Origin of the sequence: Streptomyces sp. SID5785, from assembly GCF_009870065.1 — a bacterium.
In the GTDB taxonomy this organism is placed as follows: Bacteria; Actinomycetota; Actinomycetes; order Streptomycetales; family Streptomycetaceae; genus Streptomyces.
In genome coordinates, this window is record NZ_WWIA01001070.1 from 1 (window position 1) to 4,402 (window position 4,402).

Below are 4,402 nucleotides of genomic sequence, written 5' to 3' on the forward strand. Positions count from 1 at the left end.
GGGGCCGCGGTGGCGCTGCCGCCCCGGCCGCCGCCGCCCTGCACGGCACGGGCGCCGGGCGCGGTGCCGCCGAACTCTCCCAGGGCCGCGCGGGCCTGGGAGATGCGTATCGCTTCCATGGTCATGTCGTGGCGCATCTCGGAGCGGCTCCAGGCGCGCTCCGCGAGCTCCCACATGGTCGTGAGGTGCATCGGATTGGTGCCGGTGACCTCGGCGAGCGCGACGATCGCGCCCTTGGGCGGGAGCAGCCGCCCGTTCAGATACCGCTCCCACGACGTCTTGCTGTAGCCCGTCCGGTCCGCCAGCGCGGCGATCCCGAGTCCGCTGCGGTCCACCAGCCGGCGCAACTGGCTGGCGAACTCCTTGACCTGCGGATCGAGTTCGTCCGGTAGCGCCTTCCAACGAGGCATTGACTTCCCCCTCTTCCCCCCATGCGTGCCTGATCCCCCGCACCGCGCCAACGCATCGGCCCCCACTGCCTACCCATGGGGATGCGAGTAGCCAGGATGTCAGTTCCCTGGACGGGGGCGCACGGGGGCATCCGGTGAGGCCCGCGCCGTGACGTGCCCCCCTCGCACGGCGCCGGGCCCGAGACGCCCCGGAGCGTCCCGATTTCCCAGGCTATGGGGGCGGTCCACCCCTGTACGACACAATCCACGAACTTGCCCGGACATCGTCACACTGGGACGGAACCGCTCCGTCAACGCACGGTGAAGTGCAGGGTGTCCTGGAGGAACGGGATCCGCAGCCACGGGTCCGGCTGTGCCATCAGGGCGAGCAGCACGATGGCGGCGCCCAGCAGCCCGTAGGTGAGCAGGTCGGTGAAGCGGGAGCGCACCGCCAGCATGCCGACGCTCGGCAGCACCCAGCGCAGCGCGGCCCCGCCGAGCAGGGCGACGCCGACCAGGATCGTGCCGATCCGGAACAGGTCGAAGGCCGTCAGGAGCAGTCCGAGTCCGGCCACGGCGAGGACGGCGATGAGCGGCCACTGCCGGGCGGGCGCCGGAGCGTCCCCCGGGGCGGCGCGGCCGCCGCCCTCGGGACGCGCGGTGTCCCTGGTCCACCGCGGGAAGCGGCGGGTGCCGCGCTTGTCCCCGCCGGTGGCCACGTCAGCCGACACCGTTCGCGTTCCGCTCGGCGGCCTCGACCACGTTCACGAGGAGCTGGGCGCGGGTCATGGGGCCGACGCCGCCCGGGTTGGGCGAGATCCAGCCGGCGACCTCGGCGACGCCGGGGTGCACGTCGCCGACGATCTTGCCGCTCTCGTCGCGGGAGACGCCGACGTCGAGGACGGCCGCGCCGGGCTTGATGTCCTCGGGCTTGATCAGGTGGGGCACACCGGCGGCGGCCACGACGATGTCGGCGCGGCGCAGGTGCGCGGCGAGGTCGCGGGTGCCGGTGTGGCACTGCGTCACCGTCGCGTTCTCCGACTTGCGGGTGAGCAGCAGCGGCATCGGGCGGCCGATGGTGACACCGCGGCCGACGACGACGACCTCCGCGCCCTTGATCTCCACACCGTGCTCGCGCAGCAGCGTGATGATGCCGTACGGGGTGCAGGGCAGCGGGGCCGGCTCATTGAGCACGAGCCGGCCGAGGTTCATCGGGTGCAGCCCGTCGGCGTCCTTGGCCGGGTCCATCAGCTCCAGGATGCGGTTCTCGTCGATGCCCTTGGGCAGCGGGAGCTGGACGATGTAGCCGGTGCAGGCGGGGTCCTCGTTGAGCTCGCGGACGACCGCCTCGATCTCCTCCTGGGAGGCCGTGGCGGGCAGCTCGCGCTGGATCGAGGCGATGCCGACCTGCGCGCAGTCGCGGTGCTTTCCTGCCACGTACTTCTGGCTGCCGGGGTCCTCGCCGACGAGGATCGTGCCGAGGCCGGGCGTGACGCCCTTCTCCTTCAGCGCCGCCACGCGGGCGGTCAGGTCGGACTTGATCGCGGCTGCGGTGGCCTTGCCATCGAGAATCTGGGCGGTCATGCGGCCATTCTTCCAGGGCGGCCCTCATTCACCCAAGTTGCACTTGCACAACGGCCCTGGAAGGCGACTGGACAGGGGCGTCCGGCTTGAGAAGCATGATCGGCGCCGCCCCCTCATCGTCCTCGGAGGAACACCGCATGAGTTTCGGCGACCCGAACAACCCTTACGGACAGCAACCGCCCCAGGGCGACCCGTACGCGCAGCAGGCCCCGCAGGGGGTACCGCAGCAGGGCTACGGCTATCCGCAGCACCCGGGGCAGCCCTACGGCGGCGCGCCGCAGCCGCCGGGCATGCCGATGGGGCCCGGCGTGCCCCCGATCGCCTCGATGGGGCGGCGGCTGGGTGCCCGGCTGATCGACGGCATCCCCTTCGCGATCATCAACCTGATCCTGATGGGGCCCGCCCTGACGGACTACCTCGACGCTCTGTCCGACTGTGACGCGGGCAACAGCGCCACGTTCAACAGCTGCGTCCAGGACGCGATGTCGGACTTCTACGGCGACATCATCCCGGTCTCGCTCGCGATGATGGGCCTGCTGTTCCTGTACGAGGTCCTGATGATCGCGTTCGTGGGCGCCACGCTCGGCAAGATGGCGCTCGGCATGCGCGTCCTGAAGGTGGACAACGGCGAGAAGCCCGGACTCGGCGGCGGACTGCTGCGCTGGGTCATCCCGACGGTCGGCCTCTTCGCCTGCGGGATCGGCCAGCTCCTCGTCTACCTGTCCCCGTTCTGGGACAAGTCGGGCCGCAAGCAGGGCTGGCACGACAAGGTCGCGAGCACCGTCGTGGTCCAGGTGAAGCCCTGACCCCTGGCCCCTCACGGGCACGAGGCCTTATTCCTCCCCCGGTTCCTCTCTAGGCTGGGACGCCGGGGGAAAGGAATCCAGGCATGCACAGTGTCATCGTGGTGCCCGCCGCCGGCGCGGGACCCGACGCCCAGTTCCGGCTCGCACCCGGGGAGCGACTGCGCTTCGGGCGCTGCCCGGAGACGAACAGGATGACCCTCGCGCACGAGGGCGTGTCCCGCGCGGCCGGCGAGATCACCGCGCAGGGCGCCTTCTGGGTGCTCAGCAACCTCAGTGCCCGCCAGACGTACGTCGTGGAGAACCCGGAGGGCGCGGGCGAGCACGTCAAGGTGGCGCCCGGCCGGCTGGACGCCCCGGTGCCGTTCGAGTTCTCCCGGGTCGTGCTGCCCGCCGCCGGCGACCTGATCGACTTCCAGGTGTGGGCGCCGCGCCACGACTACCTGGCCGGTCCGGCCGCCGACCGGGGCGAGCCGACGGCGCCCGCGTTCGGGCTCGACCCGACCAAGCGCTACTTCTCGGTCCTGGCCGCCCTGTGCGAGGCCCGGCTGCGCGGCGCCCCGCACGCCCCGCCGCCCACCGTGGAACAGCTCGTGGAGCGGCTGCGCCCCGTGTGGCCCGCGGCGAACCGCGCGGCCGTGCAGTGGAACATCGACTACCTCGCGGTCAAGCTGCGGCTCAAGCCCGCACCCGAGACCGCCGCCCGCGGCCCCCGGCTCCACGGCAAGAAGGACTCCCTGGTCTCGCTGGCGCTCCGCTTCGACCTGGTCCGCGAGGACGACCTGCGCGTCCTCGGCCCGGCCCGGCCGCTCCCGTGACCCGCGGCTCCCCCGTCGACGTGCCGCCGGGCTACCGGGTCGGCTGCTGGGAGGTCGGACCGCTGCTGGCGTCCGGCTCCTTCGCCGCCGTGTACGCGGCCCGGCGCACGGCCCCCTCCGGCACGCTCCCGGCGACCGCCGCCCTCAAGTTCCTGCCGACCGGCACGGCCACCCCGCGCCGCCTCACCCACCTGCGCGAACTGGCCGACCGGGAGCTGCAGTTGCTCCGCCGGCTGCACGGCACCCCGCGCCTGATCCGCCTGTACGAGGCGCTGACGGTCGACGACCCGGACTCCCCCGCGCTCGACGGCGCCACCGTGCTCGTCCTGGAGAAGGCGCAGGACTCGCTGGCGGGGCTCCTCGACCGCACTCCGTGCCCGCCCCGCGGCCCCGAACTGCTCGCGCAGATCGCCGAGGGGCTCGGCCAGCTGCACCGGGCGGGGTGGGTGCACGGCGACCTGAAACCGGCCAACGTGCTGGTGATGAAGGACGGTTCGGCCCGACTCGCCGACTTCAACCTGGCGGCCGAACTGGACGGCACGCACGCGTACGCGCCCGCGTTCGCGACACCCGACCACACCCCGCCCGAGCTGTTCTGGTCGACGCTCGACGAGCGCGGCCAGGAGATCCGGCCCACCGCGGACATCTGGGCGTACGGGGTGCTCGCACATCTCGTCCTGACCGGCGCGCACCCGCTGCCCGGCGGCACCCCGACGGCCCGCCGCGACGCCGCCGTGCGCTACGCACAGGGCCTCGACGAGCTGCGGCTCTCGCCCCGGCTGCCCGCCGAGTGGCGCGAGGTGGTGCA

General features: G+C 72.8%; 6 protein-coding genes. 3 read left to right on the forward strand and 3 right to left on the reverse strand.

The genetic code is table 11. The features are described 5' to 3' along the window. From GTW43_RS34655 to GTW43_RS34665, 3 genes are all read right to left on the reverse strand, one after another. The coding region (locus GTW43_RS34655) for a helix-turn-helix transcriptional regulator (protein ID WP_237536970.1) at positions 1-410 on the reverse strand (410 nt) is incomplete at its 3' end. 290 nt (positions 411-700) lie between these two features. Then, on the reverse strand, positions 701-1,120 hold the full coding sequence (locus tag GTW43_RS34660) for a DUF3017 domain-containing protein (protein ID WP_161305939.1): 420 nt from the start codon (positions 1,118-1,120) through the stop codon (positions 701-703). Then, positions 1,110-1,973 carry a bifunctional methylenetetrahydrofolate dehydrogenase/methenyltetrahydrofolate cyclohydrolase gene (locus GTW43_RS34665; protein ID WP_161305940.1) on the reverse strand — a complete coding sequence of 288 codons (864 nt, stop codon included), beginning with the start codon at positions 1,971-1,973 and terminating at the stop codon, positions 1,110-1,112. Before GTW43_RS34665 ends, GTW43_RS34660 begins: the two co-directional genes overlap by 11 nt. Before the next feature lie 137 nt (positions 1,974-2,110). Here GTW43_RS34665 and GTW43_RS34670 point away from each other — a divergent pair, with 137 nt between their 5' ends. The 3 genes from GTW43_RS34670 to GTW43_RS38365 form a co-directional block, all read left to right on the forward strand. Next, complete coding sequence (locus GTW43_RS34670) at positions 2,111-2,779, forward strand: RDD family protein (protein WP_161305941.1); 669 nt, start codon at positions 2,111-2,113, stop codon at positions 2,777-2,779. Positions 2,780-2,862: 83 nt separating this feature from the next. After that, positions 2,863-3,594, forward strand: a complete 732-nt coding sequence (locus GTW43_RS38360) for an FHA domain-containing protein (RefSeq protein WP_237536971.1) — start codon at positions 2,863-2,865, stop codon at positions 3,592-3,594. Continuing rightward, positions 3,591-4,402: protein kinase (locus tag GTW43_RS38365; RefSeq protein WP_343246208.1), on the forward strand; the 812-nt coding region annotated here is incomplete at its 3' end. The genes GTW43_RS38360 and GTW43_RS38365, both read left to right, overlap by 4 nt.

What these genes read in the sequence shown, in the direction of transcription:
- GTW43_RS38360 (WP_237536971.1), top strand. Translation starts at nt 2,863, where the DNA reads ATGCACAGTGTCATCGTGGTGCCCGCCGCCGGCGCGGGACCCGACGCC.
- GTW43_RS34670 (WP_161305941.1), top strand. Translation starts at nt 2,111, where the DNA reads ATGAGTTTCGGCGACCCGAACAACCCTTACGGACAGCAACCGCCCCAG.
- GTW43_RS34665 (WP_161305940.1), bottom strand. Translation starts at nt 1,973, where the DNA reads ATGACCGCCCAGATTCTCGATGGCAAGGCCACCGCAGCCGCGATCAAG.